The organism is Streptomyces sp. P9-2B-2 (assembly GCF_030406865.1).
Taxonomy (GTDB): Bacteria; Actinomycetota; Actinomycetes; order Streptomycetales; family Streptomycetaceae; genus Streptomyces; species Streptomyces platensis.
In genome coordinates, this window is the sequence record NZ_CP129126.1 from 33,180 (window position 1) to 58,833 (window position 25,654).

A 25,654-nucleotide genomic window follows, 5' to 3' on the forward strand; every position below is an offset into this window, starting at 1 on the left:
ACGTTCACAGACGGTTGGTGAACGGGTCATGCAGTCGCGCGCGGCAGGCTGTTGTCAGCGGCCCGCGCTAGTCTGCCCGTATCCGATCATTTGCCCCCTTCAGGGAGGTTGTCATGGCCTCGCGCCTTAGACCGTGTCCTATGTGGTGAGGCTTCGTTGACCTCGGTATGGGGCGGGGTACATGGAGTTGGATTGTTCCGGACGGGTTGTGGGCGATCGCGAAACCGCTGATTCCGCCGTCGAAGGTGCGGCCTCAGGGCGGGGGAACGCAGGACACGCCTGATGAGACGCTGTTCGCGGCCATCATCTACGTCCTGGTCAGCGGGTGCGCCTGGCGGGCTCTGCCGCCCTGCTTCGGCATCTCGAAGTCAACCGCCCACCGACGGTTTCTGATCTGGTCCAGAGCCGGCGTCTGGGGCCGTTTGCACGAGGCCGTGCTGCACCGGCTCGACGACGCCGGCCTCATCGACGTCACCCGCGTCGTCCTCGACTCCGCCCACGTGAGGGCTAAAAAGGGGGCGAACACACAGGTCCGAGCCCCGTGGACCGAGGCAAGCCGGGTTCCAAAATGCACGTCCTGTCGGACGCGAACGGACTGCCCCTGGCCGTCGGCGTCTCAGCTGGGAACACCCACGACAGCCAAGGGCTGAAGCCGATGATCGAGGGTCACCAAACGAGACACGACCCTCACCGCGGCCGGTACTGCAAACCTCAGCGCCTGCACGCCGACAAGGCATATGACCGGCCCGACCTGCGGAAATGGCTGCGTGGTAAGCGGATTGGAGTGCGGATCGCCCGCAAGGGCATCGAGTCCAGCGAACGGTTAGGACGCCGTCGATGGGTGATCGAGCGCACCATGTCGTGGCTGTCGGGCTACCGCAGACTCAGCCCCCGCTACGAACGCGACCACCGCAACTACCTGGCCTTTCTCGGACTCGCCGCCGCCATCTGCTGCTACAAGCGATACGTCCGCCTCACCACATAGGACACGGTCTAAGCGACGCTAAAGCCCAGGTCGGGCACCAGGCGGTCAGAAGCCTGATCGCTAAAGTCGCTGATCTCTTGGAGTTCCTACGCCGCGCTGGCCTTGAGCCCGACCTGGTGGATCTGTCCGACGCGAACCTCATTGAATGGCGAGGGGGCGGCCCGGACGTATGGGGCGCCCCGCCGGAGGACTAAGTCAGCTGGCGGGACGCAGCAGCCGGCTACGACCGGCGACGGAGCATTGCCCGGATCAGCGGCACCAGCGCCCGCAGGACGTCGGGCACCGCGTGGGGCTGGGCCCGACGCAGAGCGGTGCAGGCGATGAAGGTGAACATCCCGAAGCAGCCGATGCAGACGAGGACCAGCGCGACGGGCAGGTAGGTGGACATAGGTGGACAACTCCGTTTCGGGCGCACGGAACCAGACCGTGCGTAGGCAGAGGACGGGCCCCGCACAGAACTCGCGGGACGATGGAACGACCTTGGACTGCAGGGCAGTTAGCCCTGCAAGTCCGTTGCTGGTGTCCGGTGGCGCCCCCGGACACGGAGGAGACTGCACCGCGTCGGCGCCCGATTCGAGTTTTCGCGAATTTGGCGGAGCCGCTGCGATACGTGATGAGCATGCCGTGTTCACCACGGCCCATTCATGCCTCTGACCTGCGACTTTGTCGGCACAGGGAGTTGAATGGGGAGCGAAGGGCTGCTGAGTGCCCCATTTTCGCGGGGATTTGAACCCGTCCCGCAGCGCTGCTAGTCACCGGCCAGCCGGAGGCTCATGCACAGGCCGGACGTAGGCCCGTAAGCCCCCGTCCGCGCACGCGCATACATTCCGGGCCGCTAGCCGTGCAACGCTCACGACCAGCGACTTTTCCCAGGCGGGGCCTGTCCCGTGCTCAGGACCCGAACGCCGGGCTCCCTTCCTGATCTGGCCGGTTCGACCCAACGTGTCGTTCCCGTGCGCAAGGATTCGCGCATGGAAGCCGAAGTGATAGCCGCCCTGGTGGGAGTGCCCACCAGCGTGATCGTCGCCGCGATCGCATACCCCGTAGGCCGCGGAGTCGCCCGACGACAGGCGGCTGACGCGCACGAGCAATGGTTACGCGCGGAACGACGGACTGCCGCCCAGGCCGTGGCCGACGCCGCCACGGAGTGCATAGAAACGCTCGTCCTGGTCCGCGAGCAGGTAGAGCGGCCCGACTACGCACACACCCGGCGACGCGACATCACCTCACGCAAGCGTCTGGACCCCGCCCTGTACGAACCCCCGAAGAACGCCCTCCGAGCCATGCACGCCGCACTCGCCACGGTCGCTCTCCACGGCCCGAGCAACGTGACCGAAGCAGGAGAGGACCTGTACACCGCAGCGCTCAAGGCCGTTCACGACCTCCTTTACCTCGATGCCGCGATCGTCGAACGCGCCGTCACGAAAGCCCAGGTCGGCCTCGACAGGACCTCCCAACACCGCACCGAAGCTGCCCTCGAAGACCTCGACACCGCCTACATCAGGCTCGCGGCACCGCTCGGGCTGCCAAATTTCACCACCGATGTCGCCGACAGCCTGGAACGCGCAGCTGTGATCTCAGCCGTGCATCGATTCACGGAAGCCAATTCCGATCTCACAGTTCCCCGATCTGTCGTGCTGGACCTCCTGCAGGAACTGGAGGACCTCACACCTGAAGACCCTGACCTTCTCGATGTGACCGAAGCGATGCGGGCCTTCAGGCCCGTGATCGAGCTGTTGGCCGCGACTTCCGACCCGGCCTACCAACAGGCACACCCGGATGAGGTGCTGCGTTCGCTCCAGGCGGCGCTTCCCGAGATGGGCAGGATCTTGGCCCAGGCCGGAGAGCTGTGGACCGGCATGTCGACCGATCAGGAACTTCTCGACGACCCCGACTTCCGGAACTACTACGAACGGATCACCGCCCACGCCCCTGATACCGAGCCCATCACCCAGCTCATGGAACAAGCGACCCAGTACCTGGCCACCGGAAACGACCTCGCCGCCGCTGCCGCTGCCGGTCAGGTCGACCCCTTCGCCGCGATCACCGTCTGGGGGGCCGGCTTTCCGGCACTCACTCAGGCCGTCAACGCCCACCTCCCCCAGATGCAGGGACAGCTCAACCAGATCAACGCGATCATCGTGGACGTCCTCACCCAGCGGATAGACACAGCGCGCACTGACGTTGGCGACAGCCAGGCCGCATTCATGGAAGCCCGCGTCGCCTTTCTGGACGCGGCGCGCGACGCCATCGGAGCAGAAGACAAGAACGACTGAGCGACTTCCCCGCCGGCCGCTCCGGCGGATCTCTGCTGCCTCCCCCGCCGAGGGAGGGTGCGGTGAACCGCCGGGGCCCGCCAGTTCATGGACTCCGGAGAAGCTCACATATCCGGGATCCAGTCGACACAACACCTGGTACGGAAAAAGCGGCTTGACGGGTATTCAGGGGAGAGCATGACGAACGCGGATCTGTCGGTCACAGTGAGCAGCACCCCACGCCCGCCGGCCCTCATCGCCCCTGCTCCGTTCGACGCCGCCACCGAGGCCCGCCTGGCCCAGCTCGACCGCGACGCGACCCAGCACGTCGAGGACAACCGGCCCGAGAAGACGAAGAACGGCTACGGCGCCGACTGGCGCGCCTGGCTCAGGTTCTGCGCCGAGCGCGAGCTGCCGCCGTCCGCACCGGCACCCTGGTCGCGTTCGTCGAGTGGTGCTGGCTCCAGCCCGCCCGGCCGCCGAAGCCCGGCCGCCCGACCGGCAAGCTCACCGCCCCTCCACCATCGACCGCCGGATCTCCGGCGTTGTCGTCACCGGCCGCCGTCGGCTCAAGCTGCAGCTGGCCGAGGACATCGCTGAGGAGGCCCGCGCCCTGCTGAAGGCGAAGGTCAAGGCGATGGAGAAGACCAAGGAGCAGCGCGGCCGCGGACCCGCCCCCGCCCTGCTCGTACGGCACATGGAGAAGGTCGCCGCCACCCTGCCCCGTAATCGGTTCGGCGTGCGCGACCTCAGCCTGATGACCCTGCACTTCGCCATCGCCGGACGCGAACACGAACTGGCCTGGCTCCGGGTGCGGGACATCACCGAGGACCCCGAGGGCCGGGGCCTGATCGTGGACGTCCGGGTATCCAAGGTGGCCCCCCGCGTGGTCGCGGTCCCGTTCGGGTCGCGGGCCCACCTCTGCCCCGTCCGCGCCTGGCGACGCTGGCGGCAGGAACTGGGCCCCGACGTCGACCCGGATTCATTCGCCTTCCGCCCGCTCCACAACCGGTGGCACACCGTGCTGCAGGGCGGACTCGACCCCGAGACAGTCGGCGACATCCTCACCCGCATCGGCGCCCGCGCCAAGCTCGACATCCGACCCACCGGCCACAGCCCCCGCCGCGGCCTGGTCACCGAGTCCTCCCGCGCCGGCAACCCCGACGCCGTCATGGAGCAACAGGGCGGATGGGCCCCCGGGTCCAAGGTCATGCGCCGCTACCGCGAGGAAGACGAGGCGTTCAAGGAGAACGCCCTGCACGGGGTGCTGTAGGGCGGGACGCTTACTCGGCGGCCAGATGGCAGGACCATAACGGCGAAACGCTCATCGAAGGTCATAACAAGAGCGTCATAGCCTGGTCGGCACCTCTTGGGCGCACGCGTGGGGTGTGCTGCCATGTCGGGAGAGCGCCCGATATGGGAGGAGTGTGGCTGATGCGCACGCGAGCGCCACCGGCCTTGGGGACCAGCGGTACAGCCGTTAACGCTAAGCACTTGATCTTGGGTCTTTAGCACAGGCGATCGGTCCGGTATGTGGGTTCGATCGAAGATCGTCGATCACTGGCAGGGCCTGTCTACGTTCCGTGCATGCCGGTGGAATGGACCAAACGCACAGTCGCACCGGTCCACTAGCAACTGGGCCGGGTGCCGTCCTCTTAGGTGGGGGCGGCACCCGGCCTTCGTCGGATCGGCGACCGGTGAGCGGGGCCGGTCCGACATGGTCAGCAGGGGGCGTAGACCGAGCTGATTTTGTCGTTGAAGTTGCTCGGAACGTTGATCGTCGGACCGAAGGCGCCGTACGCGGCCAGCAGGCCACTCCCGCCGGTGCCGTCGTAGACGCTCAGTGGGCTGCCCGCGCGGTTCCACAGCGAGCTGGTCCGGTTGTTGATGCTGGAGTCGAGGTTGTAGATCCGGCCGCAGGACGGCACGACGTACATGGTCCCGCCGCCGTTGCTGTTCTGGAACAGACACGCCTGACCATGCTGGCAGTTGTCCCACCCCTGCGCCCCGAACGGCACAGGAATCGCGCGGAGCACCGGAGCGCTCGCGGCGGAAGGGGCAGTGGTCGTACTGTTCTGGGCGGAAGCGCTGCCTACTGCGGACGCCAGCAGCAGGGCGGCGCTCGCGGCGATGAAAGCGACTCTCTTCATGGGCGGATGTCTCCTTTTCGGTTCGCTCGACGTCACTCGAAGACCGCTGCCACCGCACCGGCGTCCGCTCAGCCCGGTGCTGCCGCTGCGGTCTGCCCATCGTGGGCCCCGCAAGGCCCGGGGAGTTGAGGATGAGCGCGGGATCGCTTGGCACTCAGTGCGGATCGTGCATCGCGGACACCTCGTAGCGGAACTGGCTGGGCGTTGCCCCGTACGTCCTGCGAAACACCCGGCTGAACTCCGCCGGGCTCAGGAACCCCCAGCGCGCCGCTAGCGCGGCGATCGGGCGCGCCCGCAGCACCGGGTCGGCGAGATCGGCCCGGCAGCGTTCCAGTCGGTGCCGCCGGACCGTGGCCATCACCGCCTCCGGCTCGGTCCGGAACAGCTCGTGCAGGGTGCGGACCGAAACATGGTGCCGGGCGGCGATCACGGCCGGGCAGAGCCCCGGATCGCCGAGGTTCGCCTCGATGAAGCCGCCGATCTGCGCCATAAGTTCCCGCCGCCGGGTCTCTGCCGGCAGCGCACCAGCCGCGTCCAGGTGACCAGCGAGGAACGCCGCCACCAGATCGACCGCGATCGTGCCGAGCCGGTAGCTCTCGGCCTGGTCCTGGCCGGCCAACCGCCCCAGCGTCGAATAGAGCAGTTGCCGCAGCAGCGAGCCGGTGGCACCGCACGGGGAGAGCGGGCGGGACAGCAGCCGGTCAGCTTGGTCCTGCGGCAGCGCCAGGGCGGCCCGGGGCAGCCGCAGCATCGTGACCATCGGAGTGCCCCGAGCGTCCTGGAACTCCGCGTCCAGTGGATGCGAACTGTCGAATAGAACCATCCCGCCGGCCTGAACCACCGCTTCGTGGCGCCGCTGGTGGACGAGTACCAGACCCCTCCGGATCAGCGCCAGATGATACGTCTCGGGATCGTCGCGCCGGATGTGCCGCGAGGTGCGGACGGCACCCAGGGGCGGGAAGGAGAAGGTTGCCAACTGCGCGGTGCCGAGATCGGCGCTCATCACCCGGGCGGGGAAGTCCCGCGCGTGCGGACTGGTGAGCGTGAAGGGCGCGATGCCCTCCCGCACCCGGTCGACGTACCAGCCGAACCGGTCGCGCTCGGTCAGCACGTCATTTGAGAGGGAGAGGACGGGCGAGGGGGTGACCATGGTGTGAGACACACCGCCATGCTGTAGACGAATGCCTCACGGGCAAAGCCGCTCCTCGGCCATACCTTCCCGCCGCTTCCCGGACGCCGGGCGGACGTCACGGTGCCGACAGGGTGTGGCCGCTGCGGGTGACGCCGACACGACGCCGCCCTCATAGACCACCGCTCCGAACCAAGATCGACTGCTTGGCGTTAATGGCTGTTCGGTTGGTCCCCAAGGCCGGATGAAAGGAGCCACGATGAGCCCGTCACCGATTGAAAGGGTCCTGGCCAAGGCGCGACTGGAGGACAGCACGTACAGCCCTGAGGACATCGAGGCGGCCGAGCGACGCATCGCCACCCGCGTCGCCGACCGGCTGCTGCACGGCGCCTTGTCCTTCGACGATGCCATGAAGCCGGCCCGCGCCCAGACCGTACGGACGCCCAGTCCTGGCTGCGCGGCCTGGCAGCCGGAGGAGAAACTGCGGAACGACGCAGCCGGCGCCCTGCGTGCCCTGTGCCGGAGCCTGGTAGGCCAGGCCGACGCGCTCCATCAGATGGCCACGTTCGTCGGACACCGCATCCTCGACCCCGACGGGGCCGTCATCCTCGGCTGCGTCCTGCAGCTGGCCGCGCGCGATGACAGTGCCCGCTTCTGGTGGCAGTTCGCTGCCGGCGCGGGCGAGATGTCCGCAGCCTGCTGCCTCTACCTGCACCACCTCTCCCTGGGAGAGACCCCCGAAGCCGACTGGTGGCGCACCCAGATGATGGCCGACAGTTCCGTAGACCCCGCACCGGGAGTGCCCGAGCCCGCGGGCCCGGGGTGGGAGGGCGTCCCGTGGTCTTCAGCCACCTGGACCATGATGGCCATCGGGCTGGAGGACAGCCCGCCCACGGCCACGGTCACCTGGAAGCACATGGTCCTTCCCCAGGCCGCTGCTGCGGTGGTCAGCTACGTGCCGACAGCCATCGAATACGTCGATGACGTTGAGCTCCCACTGCCGACCGCGGGCTTCGCCGAGCGCATTGAGGAGCTGACAGCCCACGCCTGACCGACGCCGCCTGCGGGCCCGGCAGTTCCGAGGCCCGCAGGCGGCTGCGCCCACCACGGGCAAGAGCGGGCAATCCCAGGTCGGTAGGGCTATGCCCCAGATACGCGCCACAGGAGGCCGTCAACTGCGGTGCTCGGCACGGGCACGCCGGGCGTCGCGCATGGATTCCTCCAGCGCGGCCATCAGGTCCACCGGCGGCTGCGGCTCAATCGGCGGTGCTGCCGTGCGGCCGGCGGCGAGGGTGTCGACAAGGAGGTTCAGGGCCTGGGCGTAGTCGTCGTGCAGGTCGGTGATGTCCACGCCCGCCATCTCGGTCATCAGCAGCTCGGCGATCTCCAGCTCCCGGTCGGTGGTCGGTGCCGGGCTGGACAGGTCGCCGGGGTCACGGATCTCCTCGGGCCAGTGCAGCGTGTGCAACACGAGGATTCCGTGCCTCGGCCGCAGGACGGCCAGCCTCTCCCGCGACCTCAGGGCCACCTTGCACACTGCGAGCCGACCGGACCGCGCCAGGGCTTCCACCAGCAGTGCATACGGTCGCTGGGCCCCGGGGCCGTGGGCGCCCACCCAGTACGGGCGGGCATACAGCAGCGGGTCGACCTGGGCTTCGTCGACGAAGCCCAGGACATCGATCACGCGCTTTGTGGGCAGCGGGAGGGCTTCGAGGTCGGCATCTTGGATGACCACCGTGCGGCCGTCGGGTGCCTCCCAGCCGCGGGCGGTCTCCTCCGGCCTGACCTCACGGCCGTCCAGTTCGCACACCCGCCGGTGGCGGACGCGGCCGCCGTCGGCGGCATGCACGAGATGGAGACCGGGCCCGTGGTCTTCAGTGGCTGCGTAGATGTCCACGGGTAGTGCGACCAGGCCGAAGGAGACCGTGCCCTGCCAGAGCGATCGCATGGCTTCGACGGTACGCATGGGCCGACCGGGCCGCCGCCCGTCAGCATCCGTCCGGGCGGATGCCGGTGCGGAACGTGCGGGCGGGACGCGGCCGCTGCCTAGACGTAGACGACGCGGACGACGGTGACGGTCAGCACGGCGTTGCTGACGTAGTAGCGGACCACGACCCCGCTGACGGTGGCCTCGCGCCGGTCGGCGTCGGCCTTGACCGGGGTGGAGCGATGCCCGTACGGGTCGGTGGCCAGGCGCTGCATCCCGGAGTCGTGGGGGTCCGGTATCTGTAGTGGGTCAGTACTCGTCGGAAGCTGGGGCGGCAGGGCTGCCGGGTCGGGTGAAGTTACGTGATGCATGCCGTGCTGCAGTTGGTCCTGGGCGCTCGGCCAGGCGGAGCGACACGGTGGCGGCCAGCGCGCCCAGGGCGGCGCCGAGGCTGTTGAAGAGTACGTCGTCGACGTCCACGGTCCGGCCGGCGGCCATGATGAACTGCACCATCTCGATCAGCACGCTGGTGAGCAGGCAGACGCCTGTCACGACGAGGACCGATCGGCACCGGATGGCGAAGGCGAGCAGCGAGGCCAGGGGGACGAACATGGCTGCGTTGGCGATCTGGAGGCGGAAGATCATGTCCTGTTCTTCCGGGAACAGGCCGCCGTTGCTGCCGCTCGCCTCCCACATGCCCTCACCCGGAATCCACGAGATGTCGTGGCCTCCGGTGCCCAGCGGCTGGGTCGGCATGAGGGTGGCGAGTAGCACGAGCGTTGTCCAGGCCACCAGCAGAACCCGTGCAGCCCGTAGCGCTCGCCCCCCGTTCTCGCGCTGATACCACCATGCCCCGGCACCTGACAGCCCGGCCATCGCCGCTATGAACAGCGTGACGGTGACGGGGCTGATGTACAGAACGACTTGCCACATGAGTCTTCCCTGTTGACGCAACGCCGCGTGGCGTGCAAAAGCTGAGCGCCCTGCGGCAAGGGGCGCTCAGCCTACGGAGCAGATCAGGGGCAGCGCCACTTCGTGACATAGGTCTTGCCCTTGTAGTCCATGACGCCGCGGATGCAGTTGTCGGAGTCGAGCTCGTGGGTCTTGCTCAGCGCCGCGTATCCGTTCCGCGTCTTCTTGCAGCCGAACCAGAGGGGCCAGGCGGTGATGTCGTCGTTCTTGCGCTGGGTGCCCAGCTTCACCGTGATCTCCCCCCGGGCACCGGAGCCGCCGGTTCCCCCCGAGGTCATGAAGATCTTATCTCGCCAGGTCCGGGCCATGACCATCAGTTTTTTCGGCCACCGTTTGTAGCCCCCCACCGGGGTGGGGACGTCGGGGCGCGTGGTGCGGAGGGTTAACTTGAGTTTTAACCTCCACCCGGTTACCAGGAGGCGCTGGGTGGCGTGAACGGCTACGGGCAGGTCCGGCTGTGGTGGACCAAGAGCGGCCGGCTTGGTGATGACGGCCGCCGTCGAGGCCCCGCGCTGGGGGCCCGACAGCGAGTGACGTCAGGCGGACCGGCTGACGTCGTCGAAGTCGGTGGAGGCCGACAGTTCGGCCCATGCCAGCATGTCGCGCTCGAAGGCGTCGCGTCCGGCCTGGACGAGCTGAAGCGCGTCGGTGCCGAGCAGCAGGCGCGTCGGCGGCTGGTCGGCCGCCACGATGCGCAGCACCGCGGCCGCGGCCTTGTCCGGGTCGCCCGGCTGGTGCCCGCTGCCGTGGATGCGCCGGGCGCGCAGCGGCTCGAACAGCTCGTCGTAGTCGGCGATCACACGGGGTGCGCGGATCATCGAGCGGCCGGACCAGTCGGTCCGGAAACTGCCCGGCTCGACGGCGGTGACATGGATGCCGAAATCGGCGACCTCCTTGCCGAGCGTTTCGAGGATGCCCTCCACCGCGAACTTGCTGCCGTGGTAGAAGCTGAGGCCCGGCATGGTGATCAGCCCGCCCATCGAGGTGACGGCGATGATGTGGCCCGAACGGCGCCCCCGCATGTGCGGCAGCACGGCCTTGATCACCGCCACGGTTCCGTAGACGTTCACCTCGAACTGACGGCGAAGGTCATCCATCGACGACTCCTCGAAGAGGCCGTCATGGCCGTACCCGGCGTTGGCGACGAGTACGTCGACCGGGCCCAGGTCGCGCTCGGTCTCGTCCACGACCGTGTCCACCGCGTCATGGTCGGTCACGTCCAGGATGCGGGCGTGCGCGTCGCCGGCGAGCGCCTCAAAGGCCCGTGCGTCGGCGGGCGTGCGCACGGTGCCCACCACCCGGTGGCCCGCGGCCAACGCCGCGCGGGCGAGTGCGCGGCCCAGGCCGGTGCTGACGCCGGTGATCAGGAATGTCTTGGTGTCCGACACAGGAGTTCCCTTCGTGCGATGCGAACAGAGGCCGACCGGGGCGATGAGGCCCCGGTCGCTCTCGACACGTTCCACTTCAGCACCGGAATCGGCTGCTGATCGGCTTCCGGGGGGTCCGCTTCGCCCCGGGGACAGCCGGACCGGGGGACTGCCAGTCCCCCTTTCGCGGGCCGTCGGGGCGAACTTGGGCCCTATCGTGAACGGCATGGACCGCAACACAGCTCTCGGTGAGTTCCTCCGCTCTCGGCGGGCACGGATCACCCCGCGCCAGGCGGGCCTGTCCGACGACGGCGGCTCTCGGCGAGTGCCAGGACTGCGCCGCGAAGAGATCGCGCAACTGGCGGGCGTGAGTGTCGACTACTACGTACGCCTGGAACGCGGACGCCGACTGAACGTCTCCGACTCCGTGCTGGACGCCATCTCCCGCGCGCTACGCCTCGATCCCGTCGAACGCACCCATCTGTTCCAGCTCGCCAAGCCCGCCGCAGGCAGGCCCCGCCGCACGGCGACGCGTCCGCAGCCGGTCCGCCCGGGGCTGCGCGACCTGCTCCGGATCCTCGAGCACACCCCCGCCCTTGTGCTGGGGCGGCGACTGGACGTACTTGCGTCCAACCAGATGGCACGTGCGCTGCTCACCGACTTCGACGCGCTGCCGCACCGCGAGCGGAACCTGGTGCGGTTCATGTTCTGCGACGAGACCGCCCGCTCGCTGTATACCCACTGGGACACCCACGCCCAGGACATTGTCGCCTCGCTCCGGCGCGACGCCGGACGCCATCCCCACGATCCACTGCTGGCCGAACTCGTCGGCGAACTCTCGATCACGGATGAGGACTTCCGCCGCTGGTGGGCCGACCAGAACGTGTATCGGCACACGCATGGCAGCAAACACTTCCACCACCCGGTCGTCGGCCCGCTCACCCTCAATTACGAGTCCCTCACCCTGCCCGCCGACCCGGACCAGCGGCTGAGTGTCTACACCGCCGAGGCAGGCTCCAGCTCCGAAGAGGCGCTTCGGCTGCTGGCCGCGTGGATACGGCAGCCCGAGACCTAGCACGGGCAGCACGCAGATCATTAGACGCCCGCCGGTCCGCGAGGAGCGGTCGGCCATAGTGGCCGCGTCCCATGAGCCGGGATGGGCGTTATGGAACACCGGCAGACCTTGCGTCCCACCGCCGGTGTCCCGAAACCCTCGTCGAGGGGGAAGAACCGGGAGGGAGAGCAATGCGACGTGCCCATTCGTGCCGCGCAGCAACTCTCAACACGTAGTCAGAGGTTAAAACTCAAGTTAGGGCGTGTATCGAAAGTAGCCCAGGGCCGCTCGTTCACAACCACACCTCGACTGTCGATGCACCACTACTCCCCCAGCGAGCTCACCGGTCAGGCGCCCTCACTCCTCAGCGCATGCGCGCTGCGGGCCTCGGTCTCGGCCTGGGGCGGTCAGCCGAGCGTGCGCAGCGTAGGTCCGTGCTCCCCGCGCCCGCGGGGATGGCCCCGCCCGCAGCCACATCGGCGCCTCCGGCGACATGGTGGCCATCGTGTTCCACGGGCCCGAGCGCAACATCCCCTGGGTCCCGGTCGGGATGGTCCTGCTCGTGGTCGCAGTGGGCTTCCTCTTTGGCTGGCCGTGGGCGCTGGCAGTGGTCGCAGGCGCGCTGACCATCCCTCCTCTGGTACGCCGGACAACGAGCGCCTGACGACGAATGCGAGCAGCGCGCGCCTGGCGTCGCGAGACGGACCTTCTCCTGGAACGCTTTAACTCGCAGGTTCGTCCGCCTTGGCGTGGTGCTCGGGGAGGCATTCGCCGAACGCAGGATGTGAGTGCTTCTGACTCGTGGACCATTGCCCACTGCGGCGGCGGGACGCAGCTCCCTGGCCCGTCCGCGCCCGGCATGGCAGGATATGCGGCATGCCGAACTACCACGGGACCCATGCCGCGTAGGCCCCCGCACAACGTCCGGGCCGGGTTCCCCGCCCGCCGACCGGACCGTGATGTCGTGGCCGACATCGACGGCCTATCCGCGCGGACCATGTCCGAGATCCGGCGGATCGAGCGCACTCGCACCTACCTGGAACCGGGGCAGACTGTAGCGGCGGTGCGGCTATGGAAGGCCCATGTGCGGCTCCCCAAGCGCCAGTTGTGGACAGACTGGGAGTGGGGTGACGAACTGCACTGGGACTGCTGCGGCAATCCATTCCACGCCAGGGATCTTCTGGAGGGCATGGTGAACGCCCTCCCGGCCCGCAGCGCAGCCGAGCTGCGCAGGTTGGTGGAGCGGCTCGACGCGCTGGCCGGACGCCAGGACGTACCGCGCCAGGTGCCGCCGGCGGTACCGCCGTGGCATGTGTGGTGACCACGCCCGCACCACTGGGCCGCACCCCGGCCAGCACGCGCCACAGCACCTCGACCGCCAACACCCCTGCGTGACCGTCGTAGCCGGTCGTTCGTTGTACTGGTGCGTCCATCACATCCATCCCCCGGTTTGGGCGGCTCACCTCCGCTCCCACGGAGAGCACTGACCGCCGGCGTTGATGCCCCGTCTCAACCGAGTTTGACCAGTCTCACCGAAGTTTGATCGCGGCGTGGTGGGCCGGTCCGAGGGGAGGTCGGAGTCACCCCCTACGGGCCCGCGGGGCCGGCGTCCCCGGCTCGCGCGGCGGCCGCCGCCTCCAGCAGGGGCCAGCCGTCGACCTCCACCGCCCGCCGCTCCCCCGGCTGCCACCCGCGAGCCGCAGCCGCGTCGAGCAGGGCCCGGACGGCACCCGGTTCGTGCAGGTTAAGGGAGCCGCCCCGGACATACCCCACGTCCCCGGAGCCCATGGGGAACCCTCCCGGGACGTACCGGCCCGGGCCCTCGACGAAGACGATGCGCAGCGGGCCGCCGGTGCCGGCCGGCTGCGGGTACAGCGTCAGGGTCTCGCGGCAGTCCGCGGCCCGGCCGCTGTCCAGCACGCAGTGGCTGTGGCGGAGCGTCCACAGGTACGCGCGCCCGTCGGCGACCAGCCGGCGGGGCTTCTTCGGATGGCGGGGCACGGAGCCGAGGATACGCGGCCTGATCTACAAGACACCCCTCACGGTGATCAAGCATCGATGAGACGAACAGGACGGTCGTCAAACTTCGGTGAGACCGGTCAAGGTCCGATGAGACAGGACAGTTGAGCCAGTCGAGGAGCGGCGGCTCACCTCCGCTCCCGCGGAGAGCACCGCTGACGAGCGTCCGGTTTTCCCGGTTTCCTCGTGCTCTCCGCGCAGGCGGAGGTGAACCGGCGAGCTGGTTGCCGGAGATCGAGGGGCACGGCCCGGGCAGCTGCTTCCGGGCCCGCGGGGAGAGCCCCTCTGGAAGGAGAAGCACGACCAGCTCGGCATCCGTCAGGTCTCCCGTCCCATTCCCGCACCAACGGCCCGGGAATGGGGAAGTCACCTGGCTGGCTGAACATCTGCATGCTGGGCGTCCTCTGGCCTCGCGAGGAACACCCTGTGCTGCGGCCGCTCGATGACCGTGATGACGACGGATATCTCGTCGCCGGTCTGGAATTCCTCTGGCGGACCGGCAGGAGACTGGCCGTGGACCTCCTTGAAGGGCACCAGCCCGATGACGCCATCCCCGATGTCGACGAAGATGCCGAAGGGGAGCACCTTATCGACCGTCCCGTGCAGTGTCTGACCCACCACCGTGCGGTCGGCGAAGGCTTGAAAGGGGTCGGGTTGCAGTGCGCGGAAGGACAGTCTGGCCTCGGCGTTGCGGGTGTCGAACTGAAGGAACTCGCATGAGACGCGTTGTCCGACCTTGACGACATCGGTGGGAGCGTCGATGTGTCGCCAGGACAGTTCGGGGATGGTGATGAATCCGACGCCGGGCAGCGTGGGATGGCCAGGTCCGTCGTCCAGGGCCACGAAAACCCCGAACCGTTCGATCGCCGCGACGGTTCCGGACAGGATCTCGCCGCAGTGCAGCGACCCCAGGAACGCCCAGAGTTCCGGGCTCTCGAGCTGCCAATCCATGCCCGCCACCCTGACACACACTGCCGTGCGCCGACCGGTCTCCTGTTCTGCCTCCGGCGGGCATGTGGGGTACGGGGCTGGTCCTCGCTGGTCTGCAGTTGACGGCAGCGATCCTGGGCAACGCCAGCTTCTCCATGTCCGCCATCATCGGGATCACCACGGCCCTCGCCGTGTCGTGCTTCGGAGATATCGCAGGGCGCGGAGCGCACTCCGCTGCCTGAGCCCCACCAGTGCTCGCCCCCTAGGAGGATGTGATGAGGTTCTTCTGGCTGTCCGCACTTGGTGTTCACGCCGTACGTGGTGCGCCACGAATCGGTCTGGCAGTCGATCGGCTGGTGCGTCATGTTCGTCGGCACGATCGGCGTGATCACCGCCCGTCACCGGCCGGCGGCCCTGTGCCTCGTCTCCCGCCCCCGGGACGTCCGGCGGGCACAGGGCCGGCAACGTGCCTGGCCGCCGTCAGTAGAGCTGGACGCGGGTGAGGACGATGTGCGGTGGGTCCGCGTCGGCGACGATGACGTACTCGGCGACGCCGAGCGAGCCGCCCGCGCCGAGCGCCAGGCGCCGCTGCTGGGGCCACTTCGCCGAGGCCGTGCTGCCCGGGACGACGCCTCTGGTCTCGTTGATGACCACCGTGGCGGCCACGATCGCGCCGAACACGTCACCGGGCAGCCTCTTGTCCATGAGGAGCTCGGTGACCTCTTCGGATAACACGCACTGCCAGCCCTCGGGCTCTTCGTCGTACGGCTCACTCAACAGGCAGCCCGGCTTCCTGGCGGCGGGCGATGACCTCGGCGACGGACGTCGTCGCCAGTGTCCCGGTGAGCGCGGCCTCGGTGAGCTGGTCGCCGTCCGGGGAGGTGTCGAGCATCGCCTCGCACCACCAGCGGCGCAGCAGTGCTTCGGCGTTCTCGGGGGCGGCCGCTAGCAGCTCGCGGTAGAACTCCATCCGCCTCTCGCCGGACAGCGCGGCGCCGATGCCGTCGGCGTTGCGCGGTACCCGGTCCGGCTCGTGTGGGTGGATCGGCTGTGCACTCATCGGTCGGCCCCTTCCGTCTGTTGCAAGTCTGCCGTCTCGTGGGTGCTCCAGTCGACCGGCTGGGCACAGACGCCAGTCGGCTTGGGCGCGGTACCGCTCGTGGTCAGCGGCGGACCGAAAGCACAAACACCCCCACGGGCTGGTCACCGCGGCCCTGCCGGGTCGGTTTCAGCCTGGACGAGGGGCGATCAAGCCAGTTGACCCGATCTGCCCCGGCGGGTAGCTCCACCTCGGGCAGCATACGCAATGAACTCGATCAACTACTCACCGCGACGAAATGGGGGATGATGGCACGCCCGGACCTCAGTACCACACTGACGATGCTGCACACCGCCGTCATGAACACGGACAAGAATCTCCGGGACGCGCTCGACAAGAGCGTGGAGAAGCTGGAGTCGGCCGGCCAGGCCGCCCATGACAAGGCGACCAAGGAGGTCGTGGACGAGCTCGGCCGGATGCGCGCGAACTTCCGCGATGTCCACAACAAGCTGAACGCCAGCGGGGACACACGCAACAGCGCCGTCCACGAGGTCGTCGCCCAGCTGCGCACCGAGCTGCGGGAGGTCCGTGACGTGCTCGCAGACTTCGCCCCGCCAGCCCCCGCCCCTCTCCTTCGGGAAGCTTCCGGAACCCAGGAAGACCGCACCGGCCTCCAGGCCTCGCCAGTCACTACCGTCACCGAGACCGACGAGGTCGCGGAAGAGGCGGCCCTCCACACAGCGATCCCGGCGCAGCGCACCGCCGGCCAGGACGCCCCGCCCACTCCGGCATTGTCGGCCGACGAGGTCCGCCAGGCCGTCCGCGAGATCTTCACCGAGGAACTCGCTCCCGTGCTCGCCTTGCTCACCGCCCCTGACAGCCACAGCGACCAGCAGAACGCACCGGCCGGGCTGCTCGAAGCCCTCGGTGAGGTCAAGGCGGAGATCGACACCGCCCGGGAAGAAGCCCGGGCTTCGATCGCCTCCGTACAGGCGGAACTCGCAGACCTGCGCACCACCATGGAAAAGCTGCTGCCCCAGCCCGACGCCACCACCACAGCCGCCGAAGAGAACGAGGAGCACAGCGCTCTGCTCAAGACGGCAGCCCGCGCCTCCTCCGCAAGCCTGCTGTGCCACCGTGACATCTGGGAGTTCATCACCGCCCACGCCGGCCGGCACCCGCACTTCCGTGTACCGCCGCAGGTCGCCGCTGAGGGGGACGAGCGCATCCGCGCCGCGCTGTCAGGCCGCTCCCTGATCGCCTTGCTGATCAGCTTGCACTCCCTCGAGCGCACCGCTGCCGACGGCGACGGCGACCGTGAACTCGCAGCCACCTTGTACAAGCGGATCGAGGAGAGCCTGACCGGCCTCAGCCCCGGCGGTGAGCCGGTCACCATCACCCTCGACGACCGCACCCCGGCAGCCGAGCACGGCACCAAGGCTGACGGCGAGCCGGACAGCACAGGAACCCCGCCGACATCGACGCGGCAGGACACAGGGCCCGACGAGGACGCCGGACCCGCCACCGAGTGAACGGCCCCAGGACGGCACCCGGCATCCCGGCCAGGTTCCCCACCGCGCGCCCGGTTCTGGCCGAGCGGCCCGCGAGAGCCTGATCGACCGGATCGAGCTCACCCCAAGGAAAGCCAGCTTCTCCTGGCGGGAATGGGCAGGTGAGCGGACTCGGCCTTCATGAGGCGGCTCCTGCCAGCCGGGGGAAGCGCTCGGCCCGGCTCAGGCCGGCGGCCCTGCCCTCGCACCCGCGGGGATGATCCCTATCTGACGGGCTATCGACCCCTCAAAGGGGACTGCTCCCCGCGCCTGCGGGGATGGCCCCGATCTTCTGAGCATCGAAGAAGACGAGGTGGCCAGCTCCCTGCACATGGGGGGGTGGCCCCGCGGTGAGGGCTGGAGCTGTTCCCTGCACGCGCAGGGAGCGGCCCGTGCTCAGGCCGACGAAGCGGGCCCAGACGCCGGCTCCCCGCGCTCGCCGGGGGCTGGCCCCTCCCCCGCTGCTTAGGCCCTGTCCTGGCGATCTCCCCGTAGGGTGCCTCGACGGTACTTTGACCGGAATCGTGGGAGGGAGGGCAACCAGGTGGACACTGACCTGCGGCGTGCGGCTGTCGTGGCACTGGGCGAGCTCAGGCGAAGTCATGACCACCGTGACCGGGCGGATGCCGGTCACGGCTTGGCGGCGTTCGCCGAGATGCAGGAGGCCCTCGGACCGCTGCTGGAGCTTGTGCTCGACCCGGGTGACACCTTCGTCACCCGGCGGACCGCGGAAGCATTGCTTCGGCGAAAGGACAGGGCCGGTCTGACAATAGTCGCGTCCGCACTGGCAGTCGCCAACTCGAATCACAGCGATTGGATCCACACCGCAATCGTCGACGTATTCAGCGTCTTCTCCGACGACCGGGACAATGCGATGCGGCTGTGCGAGGAGATGTCGCGGGACACCAACGACCGTGTTGCACTGGGGGCTCGTCAATTGCACGAGGTCCTGGCAGAGATCGATCCTGTTCTTCGTCCCGTATAGCGCTGGGCGAACGCTGTCGTGACCAAGCAACGCGCTGCCATGCCATAACTTGCATGCGCGGGTTTCCCCACTTCAGGTGACACTCCCCCGATGCCCCTGTGGTGCCGGCTATGGCGCGCCACCAGGACGCCACCAAATGCTCCCCATCCCGGGATGGCCCCGCCACACAGGTCGTCGTCCCTGCACGAACCCGCTGCTCCCCGCGCCCGCGGGGATGGTCCCTCGACGTCCGCGATGATCGTGGTGCTGGAATTCTGCTCCCCGCACCCGCTGGGATGCCCTCCAATCGCGGTGACTAGGAGCATGCGCAGGGCCGCGTGCGGGCCGGACTGCCGGGTGTCGGCGGGGCCGGGGCGAGAGTGGAGTGTCAGTGCCGTGGTAGCTGGGAGGGGTGGCGTCGCCGCGCTCGTGGTTTTGTCGGCCAGTGTGCCCAGCGCAGCGTTTCGGCCTCGCATGGTGGTAGTAGTCCTGCGCTGATGAGGGCTACCCGGCCGGCCTCTTGCCCCGCTATCCGGTAGCCGTAGTCGGAGGAGTCCACCTCGTGGTAGGCGCCGTCGGTTAGGTAGTGTCTCCTCGATCATGAGCAGAGCCAGATAAGCAGTGCGGCTGCGGTGACCGTGCCGTGACAGACCTAGCCGCCACGTCATAGCGGTGGCCACGGCCCGGAGTTGCCACCAGGTCGTACTGACACGGCCTCAACAGCCCTTCATATGATCGAGGGTATGAACAGCTTCACGATGGTCGAGTTCCCCACCACCTCGGCTCAGGAATCCGCAGAGTTCTTCGGGTCTGTTTTCGGCTGGGCGGCGACGCCGTACGGCCCGGAGTACACCGATGTGGACTGCGGCGGCGGAGTCAGCCTCGGCTTCCAACAGGACCACTCAGAAGCTCCGGCCGGGCCACTCGCCGTGATCCAGGTGAACGATCTGGAGGCGACGCGAAGCGCGGTACTCAAGGCGGGCGGCACCATCACGGTCGAGGCGTTCGACTTCCCCGGCGGCAGGCGGTTCCATTTCCGCGAGCCGGGTGGCAACGAGCTTGCCGCATGGACCCCGACGGGACGGTGAACCACGTCGGCTTAGGCCATGCTTCTCCGATCAGCTGACTCGTTAGCCTGGTATGACTGGTCGCGGTGATCTGACGGACGAGGAGTGGGCTCGCTTGGAGCCGCTTCTGCCGGTGAGCAACGGGCGTTGTGGCAGGTGGCGGGATCACCGGCAGGTGATCAACGGGGTTCTGCACCGGGTGCGGACCGGGGTGCAGTGGCGTGAGCTGCCCGAGCGGTTCGGTCCGTGGAAGACCGTGCACAAGCGGCATTTGCAGTGGTCGGCGGACGGCACGTGGGAGCGACTCCTGCAGCAGGGCCAGGCCGTCGCGGACGCCGAGGGATCCATTGACTGGGACGTCTCGGTCGACTCCACGGTGATGCGTGCCCACCAGCATGCCGCCGGCGCCCGCAAGGCCCCGCCGCCGGCCGTCTCAAAAGGGGGGATGACGACGGAACATCAGATCGATCCGGTGTCGGCGGGCCTGCTCGGCCACCTGGAGGAGGTGGTGCTGCAGGTGAGGGCCTGGGCCGCTCGCGCGGCGGGTTGCCGAGTAGCCGGGAGGGATCTCACCTCCCGGCTCTCACAGAACCGTGCGTAACAGTCTCCCGTTACACGGCTCTTGTCGTTCTGATCGTCAGGTCATTACGGCTGCGACCGTGTAGCGCCACTGTGCGAACATGCGGGGATATCGCTGGGCGATCTCCATCATCTTCGCGATGGCTTTCCGTTCAGCCGTAAGCCGTTTGTACTTCTGGCGGATCCAGCGCACCAGGTAGGCGTTGATGCGCATCAAGAAGGGATTCATCTCCCACGGTCTGAAACGTCCATAGTAGTTGATCCAGCCGGCCACGACAGGGTTGATCCTGCGGGCAAGCTCTCGGAAGGACAGGTCGGACCGGGTGTGCAAGCGCCAAGAGCGCACTTCCCGGCCCATCTTCTTCAGAGCGTCCTTGCTGACAGCAGGGTCGAACGACTGGAAAGATTTGCCGTATCGATCCTGGTTCTGCCTGGCTCGGAATGTGTATCCCAGGAAGGTGAACGCCGTGTGCTCGAATGAGCCCTGGCGTTTGCCATCCCTGCAATACACAATCCGGGTTTTGTCCGGGTGCAGGTGCAGCCCGACCTCCGCCATCCTGTTTACGAGCGCGGCCAGCACCGTCCGGGCCTGGCGCTCGGTGACGCAGTGCAAGACTGCATCGTCCGCATACCGCTCGAACCAGATGTTCGGGAACTCCCGTGCCATCCAGGTGTCGAACGCATAGTGGAGGAACAGGTTCGCCAAGACAGGGGAAACTGGCGCCCCTTGTGGGGTTCCGCGTTCCCGTTGCAGCAGAGCGCCGTCGGGCATGGCGAGCGGGGCCTTGAGCCCCCGCCGAACATATAAGTTCACCCAAACGGCGTCGGTGTGTGCTTCCACCGCCTTGACCAGCAGGTCCCAAGGCACGCTGTCGAAGAACTTGGTGATGTCGAACTCCACCACCCAGTCCCGCTTCCAACAGCGTTCCCGGCACTTCCCTACCGCGTCTAAAGCGGACCGTCCTGGCCGATATCCATAGCTGTCTGGGTGGAAGACAGGCTCCACCCTCCGCATCAGATGTCGTGCCACAACGGTCTGAGCCACACGGTCGGAGACGGCGGGAATGCCGAGCACTCGCGTTCCACTTCCGTGCGACTTGGGAATAGCGACCGCACGCACCGGAGGCGGGAAGTAGGAGCCCGATGACATCCGGTTCCAGACCTTGTACAGATTGCCTTTCAGATCTTTCGCGAACTCATCGATGCTCTGGCCGTCTACGCCGGGTGCGCCTCTATTCGCCTTGACTTCCTCCCAAGCCTCCTTAACTTCCCACTTCGAGATATCAAACGACTTGATCTGAGATTTCAACTGGCTCACCGAACTCCTCCCGGACACTGTCCGGTTGATGCGATCAACTCAGTCACGAACGACCCGGCCCCTTCGCTCCACCTCCGTTACAGAGGCTTCATCACTACTACGGACCGGTCCGCCAGCAGGCCCCGCGTCGGTACTCTGCCCCTCACAGTTTCCGCTGCTCGGGGTACTCCCTCTCGCCCATTACCCCTCGGGCCGTATCGGGACCTGCCTTCTCCTGTTCCATACGAAAGCAGCAGACCGGACTCGCGTCGCCTACATGCCGGACACCGCCTGGCCAATAAACGGGCACCCGCCAGGCTCATCCCGGGGTAGTGGTGACACCCCGGTTTCGATGTCGTCTTTATCTTTTTCGACACGTCAGCAGCGATTCACTTACGTTCGCCTTGCCGATCCCCACCTGACGCCTCTCACGACGCCTTTTCCTCATCGCTCACCACGACGGTCTTCAGCCAACGCAGCATGAGGCGGTTTAGAGCCTCCCCCCGCAGGGCGACTCTGAAGGGCCATACCTTCATCTTTCGCACAGCACCATTTCCAGAAGCGGCCCTACAACCAACTCCCTTTCATGTTCAGGACACAACACCACCAAGGTCCACCTGAGCGCCGACGGCCGGTGCCGCCCGCTGTCCCTGGTGGTCACGCCCGGACAGCGGGCGGAATGCACCCAGTTCGAGCCGGTCATGGAGAAGATGCACGTCCCGCGGGTCGGTGTCGGGAGGCCCCGTACCCGCCCGGACAGCGTCAGCGCCGACAAGGCTTACAGCAACCGCCGCGCGCGGGCCTACCTGCGCAAACGAGGTATTCGGCACGTCATTCCGGAGAAGGCCGACCAGGCGGCCAACCGCATCAAGCGTGGCTCGCGTGGCGGCCGGCCTCCCGGTTTCGACAGGGAGCGGTACAAGAAGCGCAACGTCGTCGAGCGGGCGATCAACAAGCTCAAGGGCTTCCGAGCCGTGGCGACCCGCTATGACAAACGAGGGCACGTGTTCCTGGGCACCGTGACCTTCGCGGCCGTCATCATCTGGCTCCGCTCATGATCGAAGAGACATGGCCTAATCAAATCCGCGCTGCGGCGCTTGCCCAGGACGGGTCACTACTGTCCGCCACCATGCTGGGTGCGCTTCTTCAGTCCGGGGACAGCGAGGCAGAAGCCGAGCTATCGCGCCGTGCCGAAAACGCTGATCTGGAAGCGGCAGGAGAGCTCGCATCGGCCACGGGACTGAGCACTACGGCAGGTCAGGTCATCATCGACATCGCGCACTCGCCGGAGCCTGCCGAACTTCCCCGGCTGCAGGTCGGGCACGTGTATATCGATCAGTCCGCAGCACGCCCACGCCAGCCCGGACGGGCTCGTGATGTCCAGCATCGCCGGCCGCCACCGCCGTGGTCGCGTGGGTCTTGCCGACCGTCGGCTCGTGGAGTTGTACTGGGAAGGTGTCCCGGCGCGGGGCGGACAGAGGGGGCGCGGAATGAGTTCGATCGCGCTGGCGGGCGGGGCGTCACCGGTGGGAACAGTGGTCACCGGTGGAGCGGTGGTCACCGGTGGGTGGCGGCGGACCGAAGCCCGTGGTGATGGTATGCCGGCGCGGCGCTCGACCGGAGGCGGCCGAAGCCACCGCCGGCGAACTGGAGGCCGTGCGAGCCCAGGTCCTGTCCGCCCGGGAGCGCCAGGACGAAGACACCGGGCAGGTGCTGGAGGCACCCGGCGCCTGAAGTTGCCACAACTACCGGAGGGGAGCACCGGGTTGGCGGCCGAATTGCGGGAACTGCCTGCGGAATGTCTCGTGCCGGTTCCGAACGAGAGTGAACAGGACCGGATTCGAACGTTCGTCATGAGGACCGACGCCCGCGGGAGTGCGCTGGCATACCAGGCCGGCCGGGATCAGCGAATCCATCGCTCATGAGTTCTCGCAGCGGGGAAACGCCCCCAGCCGCAGCTTGGACGGAACCTGCGGCGCGTATGGACGGACGTGCCCTGGAACAGGGGCAGGTGTATCAAGCCGCCGGTGACCTCCACGTCATCAGCCATGCCGGGGCGGGGCCGCCGGCTCCGGTCATCGTGACACGCACCCTGCCCCGCGATGTTTCTTCCTTCACTGGGCGCGACGCCGAACTGCGTCAGCTTCTGGACACCGCCGGAACAACGGGAATCCGTACGATCGACGGCATGCCGGGAGTGGGCAAGACCGTCTTGGCCGTCAGAGCTGCCCATCTGCTCGCCGAACGGTTTCCCGACGGGCAGCTCATGGTCTCGTTGGAGTCTCACACGCGCGGACGGTCCCCCGCGGACCCCGCAGATGTCTTGGACACCCTTCTGACCGGTAGGGGAATCGCCCCCCAGCGCATTCCCCCGACCCTGGAGGGACGCTCCAGCATGTGGCGCGACCAGCTGGCGGGCAAAAAGGTGCTCCTGGTACTCGACGACGCCGCGGATCAAGATCAGATCGAACCGCTGCTCCCCGGCAGCGGCAGCTGCCTCGTCCTGGTGACGAGCCGCCGCCGGATGGTCGCCCTGGACGGTGCGGAGCCGCTTCCCCTGGATGTCTTGCCGCCGGGCCAGGCCGCACAGCTTTTCACGCGCCTCGCCCGCCGCGGCCCCGACGGCGCTGAGGCCGACACGGTCGCCCGGATCGTACAGCGGTGCGGCTACCTGCCGCTGGCCATCGTCCTGCTCGCCGGCCGCCTCGCCCACCACCCCGCCTGGTCCGTCTCCCGGTTCGCCGAAGACTTTACCGCCACCCGGGACCGGCTCGCCGAGCTCGCCTCCGGCAGCCGCGCAACGGCCGCCGCCTTCGAAATGTCCTACCGCAACCTGCACCAGGACCAGCAGAGCCTCTTCCGTCATCTGGCCCTGCACCCCGGACCTGACATGGACGCCTACGCCGTCGCCGCCCTCACCGGCGTGCATCCGGTGGCAAGGGCACGCCGTGAAATGGACGTCCTCTACACCGACCATCTCGTCGACGAGGTCGGCCCCGGCCGGTACCGTCTGCATGACCTCATCCGCGAGTACGCGAGCACCCTTGCCGCCAACGATCCGACTGCCGACCGCGAGCGCGCCATGGAACGGCTCCTCGACTACTACCAGTACGCCGCCGCAACGGCCGATCACCAACTGGCTCGCCGCCCCCGCCCCGCTCTCCCCGCCCCGGCCGCCATCCCCGATCTCACCTCCAGAGCCCAGGCGACGGCCTGGATGCGTACCGAACACCTCAACCTCTTCGCCTGCGCCGACCAGGCACATGCCATGGGCCACCCCGCACGCGTGATCCGTTTGGCGGCCTCCATGGCCATCACGCTCCGTTTCAAAGGCCCGTGGCTACGGGCCCTGGTACTCCACGAGGCCGCGGCCACGGCAGCCCGCCAGCTCGGCGACCGGTTGGGCGAGGCCATCGTGCACAACGAACTCGGCCGGATACGACGACTGACGGGAAATCACAGGGCAGCGACAACCCACCATGAGCGGGCCCTGCGCCTCTACCAGGAACTCGGCAACCGTCTGGGCGAGACCCAAGCGCTCAACAACCTGGGCCGCCTACGACGGCGGACCGGAGACTACGTGGGAGCGACAGCCCTCCATGAGCGGGCCCTGCACATCCACCAAGAATTCAGCAGCGAACTGGGTGAGGCACATGCCCTCAACGACCTGGGAAGAGTGCACAGACTGACCGGCAACTACGCGAACGCGGCGAAGCTGCACGAACGCGCGCTGCACATCTACCGACGGCTCGGCAACGTCTACGGGGACGCCCACGCCTCCAACGACCTGGGACGCGTACGGCAACTCACCGCAGACCACGACCAAGCAGCGACACTCCACGAACACGCACTGCGCCTCCACCGGGAACTCGACAACCAGCAAGGTGAGGCATACGCACTCAACGACCTGGGACGCGTACGACGACTGACCCACGACTACGCAACCGCGGCAAGCCTCCATGAACGTGCGCTGCACATCCATCAGCAACTCGGCAACCGACAAGGCGAGGCCGAAGCACTCAACGACCTGGGCGCCACGCTCGCCGCCAAATCCGCCAGGCCGAGGGAAGCCCTCGCACTGCACGAACAGGCCGCCCAACTGGCGCGCCAGATCGGCAGTCCCCTGGAAGAAGCACGGGCACTGGAAGGCTCCGCCCACTGCAGAAGCGGCACGGCGGACGGCCGGAACGACGCCCTCAACGACCTAGGGAAGGCCGTAGAGATCTATCAACGTATAGGAGCCGCCGAGGCAGGACCGGCTGCCGACCGTCTCCGCGCTCTCGCCGTCGCCCACAATGAAAACGGTACACCGATGTGAGGTCCCCACTCAGTCACGGTCGTCCGGCACCGGCCTGTGGAGCTCATTGAGG

Annotated in this window: 25 protein-coding genes and 1 pseudogene; 13 read left to right on the forward strand and 13 right to left on the reverse strand. The window is 67.8% G+C overall.

Annotation, left to right across the window (positions count from 1 at the left end):
- The first annotated feature begins 167 nt into the window (after positions 1-167).
- A protein-coding gene (locus QT196_RS00150) for an IS5 family transposase (protein WP_290354039.1) occupies positions 168-985 on the forward strand; the annotation gives its coding sequence in 2 pieces (ribosomal slippage) (positions 168-510 and positions 510-985; 819 coding nt in all).
- 220 nt (positions 986-1,205) lie between these two features.
- On the opposite strand, the gene QT196_RS00155 is transcribed toward QT196_RS00150, so the two are convergent.
- Positions 1,206-1,373, reverse strand: coding sequence for a hypothetical protein (locus tag QT196_RS00155; protein ID WP_168476383.1), 168 nt, complete (start codon positions 1,371-1,373; stop codon positions 1,206-1,208).
- Positions 1,374-1,956: 583 nt separating this feature from the next.
- On the opposite strand from QT196_RS00155, the gene QT196_RS00160 reads away from it, so the two are divergent.
- Together QT196_RS00160 and QT196_RS00165 are read left to right on the forward strand one after the other, a co-directional pair.
- Entirely contained in the window at positions 1,957-3,261 is a 1,305-nt protein-coding gene (locus QT196_RS00160; protein ID WP_290354040.1) for a hypothetical protein, read from the forward strand.
- Between the two features lie 430 nt (positions 3,262-3,691).
- Positions 3,692-4,513: a tyrosine-type recombinase/integrase gene (locus QT196_RS00165; RefSeq protein WP_248000906.1), complete on the forward strand. Its 822-nt coding sequence runs from the start codon at positions 3,692-3,694 to the stop codon at positions 4,511-4,513.
- A gap of 448 nt (positions 4,514-4,961) precedes the next feature.
- On the opposite strand, the gene QT196_RS00170 is transcribed toward QT196_RS00165, so the two are convergent.
- Together QT196_RS00170 and QT196_RS00175 are read right to left on the reverse strand one after the other, a co-directional pair.
- Positions 4,962-5,390 (reverse strand): peptidase inhibitor family I36 protein, encoded by a 429-nt coding sequence (locus QT196_RS00170; RefSeq protein ID WP_168476385.1) that lies wholly within the window; start codon positions 5,388-5,390, stop codon positions 4,962-4,964.
- 154 nt (positions 5,391-5,544) lie between these two features.
- Positions 5,545-6,552, reverse strand: a complete 1,008-nt coding sequence (locus QT196_RS00175; RefSeq protein ID WP_168476386.1) for a helix-turn-helix domain-containing protein — start codon at positions 6,550-6,552, stop codon at positions 5,545-5,547.
- A gap of 226 nt (positions 6,553-6,778) precedes the next feature.
- On the opposite strand from QT196_RS00175, the gene QT196_RS00180 reads away from it, so the two are divergent.
- Positions 6,779-7,570: a hypothetical protein gene (locus QT196_RS00180; protein WP_290354041.1), complete on the forward strand. Its 792-nt coding sequence runs from the start codon at positions 6,779-6,781 to the stop codon at positions 7,568-7,570.
- Positions 7,571-7,690: 120 nt separating this feature from the next.
- Here the strand turns inward: QT196_RS00180 and QT196_RS00185 are convergent, their stop codons facing one another.
- From QT196_RS00185 to QT196_RS00205, 5 genes are all read right to left on the reverse strand, one after another.
- A complete protein-coding gene (locus tag QT196_RS00185; protein WP_290354042.1) occupies positions 7,691-8,467 on the reverse strand; it encodes a Ku protein in 777 nt (258 codons plus the stop codon).
- Between the two features lie 98 nt (positions 8,468-8,565).
- Positions 8,566-8,721 (reverse strand): hypothetical protein, encoded by a 156-nt coding sequence (locus tag QT196_RS00190; protein WP_290354043.1) that lies wholly within the window; start codon positions 8,719-8,721, stop codon positions 8,566-8,568.
- 34 nt (positions 8,722-8,755) lie between these two features.
- Complete coding sequence (locus tag QT196_RS00195) at positions 8,756-9,379, reverse strand: VanZ family protein (protein WP_290354044.1); 624 nt, start codon at positions 9,377-9,379, stop codon at positions 8,756-8,758.
- 83 nt (positions 9,380-9,462) lie between these two features.
- Positions 9,463-9,696: a hypothetical protein gene (locus QT196_RS00200; protein ID WP_290354045.1), complete on the reverse strand. Its 234-nt coding sequence runs from the start codon at positions 9,694-9,696 to the stop codon at positions 9,463-9,465.
- A gap of 258 nt (positions 9,697-9,954) precedes the next feature.
- Positions 9,955-10,806 carry an oxidoreductase gene (locus QT196_RS00205; protein WP_290354046.1) on the reverse strand — a complete coding sequence of 284 codons (852 nt, stop codon included), beginning with the start codon at positions 10,804-10,806 and terminating at the stop codon, positions 9,955-9,957.
- 205 nt (positions 10,807-11,011) lie between these two features.
- On the opposite strand from QT196_RS00205, the gene QT196_RS00210 reads away from it, so the two are divergent.
- Together QT196_RS00210 and QT196_RS00215 are read left to right on the forward strand one after the other, a co-directional pair.
- The gene (locus QT196_RS00210; protein WP_290354047.1) at positions 11,012-11,860 is read left to right on the forward strand and encodes a helix-turn-helix transcriptional regulator; all 849 of its coding nucleotides are present in this window, start codon (positions 11,012-11,014) and stop codon (positions 11,858-11,860) included.
- An 877-nt stretch (positions 11,861-12,737) separates the two neighbouring features.
- Complete coding sequence (locus QT196_RS00215) at positions 12,738-13,160, forward strand: hypothetical protein (protein WP_290354048.1); 423 nt, start codon at positions 12,738-12,740, stop codon at positions 13,158-13,160.
- Between the two features lie 266 nt (positions 13,161-13,426).
- On the opposite strand, the gene QT196_RS00220 is transcribed toward QT196_RS00215, so the two are convergent.
- From QT196_RS00220 to QT196_RS00235, 4 genes are all read right to left on the reverse strand, one after another.
- The gene (locus QT196_RS00220) at positions 13,427-13,840 is read right to left on the reverse strand and encodes a hypothetical protein (protein WP_290354049.1); all 414 of its coding nucleotides are present in this window, start codon (positions 13,838-13,840) and stop codon (positions 13,427-13,429) included.
- Between the two features lie 384 nt (positions 13,841-14,224).
- The gene (locus QT196_RS00225) at positions 14,225-14,809 is read right to left on the reverse strand and encodes a S1 RNA-binding domain-containing protein (RefSeq protein ID WP_290354050.1); all 585 of its coding nucleotides are present in this window, start codon (positions 14,807-14,809) and stop codon (positions 14,225-14,227) included.
- Between the two features lie 459 nt (positions 14,810-15,268).
- Positions 15,269-15,565 carry a hypothetical protein gene (locus QT196_RS00230; protein ID WP_290354051.1) on the reverse strand — a complete coding sequence of 99 codons (297 nt, stop codon included), beginning with the start codon at positions 15,563-15,565 and terminating at the stop codon, positions 15,269-15,271.
- Positions 15,558-15,848: a hypothetical protein gene (locus QT196_RS00235; protein WP_290354052.1), complete on the reverse strand. Its 291-nt coding sequence runs from the start codon at positions 15,846-15,848 to the stop codon at positions 15,558-15,560. Before QT196_RS00235 ends, QT196_RS00230 begins: the two co-directional genes overlap by 8 nt.
- Positions 15,849-16,168: 320 nt before the next feature.
- Here QT196_RS00235 and QT196_RS00240 point away from each other — a divergent pair, with 320 nt between their 5' ends.
- From QT196_RS00240 to QT196_RS00255, 4 genes and pseudogenes are all read left to right on the forward strand, one after another.
- Positions 16,169-17,359: a hypothetical protein gene (locus QT196_RS00240; RefSeq protein ID WP_290354053.1), complete on the forward strand. Its 1,191-nt coding sequence runs from the start codon at positions 16,169-16,171 to the stop codon at positions 17,357-17,359.
- A gap of 562 nt (positions 17,360-17,921) precedes the next feature.
- Positions 17,922-18,362, forward strand: coding sequence for a hypothetical protein (locus tag QT196_RS00245; protein ID WP_290354054.1), 441 nt, complete (start codon positions 17,922-17,924; stop codon positions 18,360-18,362).
- 722 nt (positions 18,363-19,084) lie between these two features.
- Positions 19,085-19,429 carry a VOC family protein gene (locus QT196_RS00250; RefSeq protein ID WP_290354055.1) on the forward strand — a complete coding sequence of 115 codons (345 nt, stop codon included), beginning with the start codon at positions 19,085-19,087 and terminating at the stop codon, positions 19,427-19,429.
- 52 nt (positions 19,430-19,481) lie between these two features.
- Positions 19,482-19,865: pseudogene (locus QT196_RS00255) on the forward strand (IS5 family transposase); the annotation flags it as partial.
- A gap of 180 nt (positions 19,866-20,045) precedes the next feature.
- Here QT196_RS00255 and ltrA read toward each other — a convergent pair.
- Entirely contained in the window at positions 20,046-21,305 is a 1,260-nt protein-coding gene (gene ltrA, locus QT196_RS00260; RefSeq protein ID WP_290354056.1) for a group II intron reverse transcriptase/maturase, read from the reverse strand.
- 530 nt (positions 21,306-21,835) lie between these two features.
- Between ltrA and QT196_RS00265 the strand changes: the two genes are divergently transcribed.
- The 3 genes from QT196_RS00265 to QT196_RS00275 all read left to right on the forward strand — a co-directional run bounded on the left by QT196_RS00265 (position 21,836) and on the right by QT196_RS00275 (position 25,602).
- Complete coding sequence (locus QT196_RS00265) at positions 21,836-22,342, forward strand: IS5 family transposase (protein WP_290356588.1); 507 nt, start codon at positions 21,836-21,838, stop codon at positions 22,340-22,342.
- Between the two features lie 529 nt (positions 22,343-22,871).
- Positions 22,872-23,018 (forward strand): hypothetical protein, encoded by a 147-nt coding sequence (locus tag QT196_RS00270; RefSeq protein ID WP_290354057.1) that lies wholly within the window; start codon positions 22,872-22,874, stop codon positions 23,016-23,018.
- Positions 23,019-23,265: 247 nt separating this feature from the next.
- Entirely contained in the window at positions 23,266-25,602 is a 2,337-nt protein-coding gene (locus QT196_RS00275; RefSeq protein WP_290354058.1) for a tetratricopeptide repeat protein, read from the forward strand.
- Positions 25,603-25,654 lie beyond the last annotated feature (52 nt).

Excerpts from the sequence above, each read along its gene's own strand:
- QT196_RS00250 (WP_290354055.1), top strand. The coding sequence starts at position 19,085 with ATGAACAGCTTCACGATGGTCGAGTTCCCCACCACCTCGGCTCAGGAA.
- QT196_RS00190 (WP_290354043.1), bottom strand. The coding sequence starts at position 8,721 with ATGCAGCGCCTGGCCACCGACCCGTACGGGCATCGCTCCACCCCGGTC.
- QT196_RS00215 (WP_290354048.1), top strand. The coding sequence starts at position 12,738 with ATGCCGCGTAGGCCCCCGCACAACGTCCGGGCCGGGTTCCCCGCCCGC.
- QT196_RS00225 (WP_290354050.1), bottom strand. The coding sequence starts at position 14,809 with ATGGATTGGCAGCTCGAGAGCCCGGAACTCTGGGCGTTCCTGGGGTCG.
- QT196_RS00180 (WP_290354041.1), top strand. The coding sequence starts at position 6,779 with ATGAGCCCGTCACCGATTGAAAGGGTCCTGGCCAAGGCGCGACTGGAG.
- QT196_RS00240 (WP_290354053.1), top strand. The coding sequence starts at position 16,169 with ATGCTGCACACCGCCGTCATGAACACGGACAAGAATCTCCGGGACGCG.
- QT196_RS00185 (WP_290354042.1), bottom strand. The coding sequence starts at position 8,467 with ATGCGATCGCTCTGGCAGGGCACGGTCTCCTTCGGCCTGGTCGCACTA.
- QT196_RS00235 (WP_290354052.1), bottom strand. The coding sequence starts at position 15,848 with ATGAGTGCACAGCCGATCCACCCACACGAGCCGGACCGGGTACCGCGC.
- QT196_RS00160 (WP_290354040.1), top strand. The coding sequence starts at position 1,957 with ATGGAAGCCGAAGTGATAGCCGCCCTGGTGGGAGTGCCCACCAGCGTG.
- QT196_RS00170 (WP_168476385.1), bottom strand. The coding sequence starts at position 5,390 with ATGAAGAGAGTCGCTTTCATCGCCGCGAGCGCCGCCCTGCTGCTGGCG.
- QT196_RS00275 (WP_290354058.1), top strand. The coding sequence starts at position 23,266 with ATGGACGGACGTGCCCTGGAACAGGGGCAGGTGTATCAAGCCGCCGGT.
- QT196_RS00195 (WP_290354044.1), bottom strand. The coding sequence starts at position 9,379 with ATGTGGCAAGTCGTTCTGTACATCAGCCCCGTCACCGTCACGCTGTTC.
- QT196_RS00200 (WP_290354045.1), bottom strand. The coding sequence starts at position 9,696 with ATGACCTCGGGGGGAACCGGCGGCTCCGGTGCCCGGGGGGAGATCACG.
- QT196_RS00210 (WP_290354047.1), top strand. The coding sequence starts at position 11,012 with ATGGACCGCAACACAGCTCTCGGTGAGTTCCTCCGCTCTCGGCGGGCA.
- QT196_RS00155 (WP_168476383.1), bottom strand. The coding sequence starts at position 1,373 with ATGTCCACCTACCTGCCCGTCGCGCTGGTCCTCGTCTGCATCGGCTGC.